The sequence below is a fragment of the Pseudomonas sp. SDO5591_S426 genome (assembly GCF_054070755.1).
Genome location: NZ_JBSVXD010000396.1, coordinates 1 through 1,462, shown reverse-complemented (window position 1 = coordinate 1,462; position 1,462 = coordinate 1). Strand labels below are relative to the sequence as shown.

2 protein-coding genes and 1 pseudogene are annotated in these 1,462 nt (G+C 46.8%); all 3 read right to left on the bottom strand.

Annotated features, from left to right (window positions below; genetic code table 11):
- Positions 1–106, bottom strand: a pseudogene (locus tag ACW9JC_RS30255) (sugar-binding protein); the annotation flags it as partial.
- 306 nt (positions 107–412) lie between these two features.
- Positions 413–892 carry a hypothetical protein gene (locus ACW9JC_RS30250; RefSeq protein WP_457459652.1) on the bottom strand — a complete coding sequence of 160 codons (480 nt, stop codon included), beginning with the start codon at positions 890–892 and terminating at the stop codon, positions 413–415.
- A gap of 1 nt (position 893) precedes the next feature.
- Positions 894–1,462: RHS repeat-associated core domain-containing protein (locus ACW9JC_RS30245; RefSeq protein WP_457459650.1), on the bottom strand; the 569-nt coding region annotated here is incomplete at its 5' end.

The following is a 1,462-nucleotide window of genomic DNA, read 5'->3' as shown; positions in this document are numbered from 1 at the left end:
CGTATTCGTAGCGGATGCGCTGGCCCTTGGCGTCCTGACGGCTGCTCGGCAATCCTCGGGCGGTGCGTAGCAGGCGGGTGGTCTGGCCTTTGCCGTCAGTGTGCGCACGTCTGTAACCGATGGAGGGGGTAGAGGCCTCGATGTCAACGAGGAACTGGAAGCGCTCATTATCACTGGTCCAATGCTCCACCATACGTTGCCAGTTGCGAATGTATTCTCACTGACAATTAAAGGTCGGGGTCAGGGCATTGCTGTGGTTGGCGATCAAGTCGTCGCCGCAGTTGAAACGGCGTGCTGAATCGTCAAATACCTAATGATCTACATTAATAAAGAGCGAAGCATATATACCCATACTAACGGAGAGCCAACACCCCACCGCCGACAAAAGATAATATAAATCTTCCACCACAACTCAAATAACGATTATTTTTTTATTATAATATCCAACAGGCCAGTGACCAGAGTAATATAATTTTATTATTGTCGCCCATCGATCACCAAGCCCGTAATAACTTTCAGATACATATTGCCTAAAGGCAAAACACACCCCATTTCTTGCAGCAACACTAAAATCATGCGGCGCACAAATGAACTTACTCTTATCAATATTTTTAGTAGCCGTCATTACTGCCTTATTCACCTTCATGCGCATAGCTACCAAGTCTGATGGTGGTTTCGGAACATCATAAAACGGATCGGGTTGGGTTGGGGCTGTGGGCAGCCATTCAACACCATGATAGCACCCATGAAACTCAGATTCAGAAGGCTCTACGAAAACCTTCTGAACGTTCTCTATATATATGTAATTAGTATCTTCAGGCCCGCAACCTCCCATATTAGAGAAAAACTCAAATCCTTCGATTTTTTTACACGCTTCATCAATATCAATCATATTACAATCTCAGATCAGTTATTGTACCAGGCGGCAGAGCCTTTCTTCCTTGTTGAATTGTGGTCCTAAGAACACCACCTGCGGCATGCGGGCCTGGAATTCCAGGCAAGGAATGATTTGGCAATGCGCCATGTGTTGGCATCAGATTCCACCATTTATTCGCTCCACCACTTTCCAAAGGTATGATGTGATGGGGAGTTGCACCAGATGGCCATACTCTACCGGTGTTAGCTTCCCATTGCTTCATCAAATAGTTCTGACTGCCCACAAATTCTTTCCGTGCCATCTGATTTTGAAACACAGTACGTCGCTGAACAACGGGAAGATTTCCTTTCAAAATCTGAGCTTGCTTGGCGGTGATTTCCCCTCCAGCAGATGCGACTTTGTTCGCATCATTGACGACCCTTTCATGAAGCGACGAACAGGTTAATCCTAATGGATCTATCCAACCTAAAGGGTTACTCCCATACTGATAGAGGTTATCCCCACCCAACAACCCAATCGGATCCTGCGTTACAAACCGCCCCACCTCCGGATCGTAATACCGAAACGTGTTGTAGTGCAGCCCCG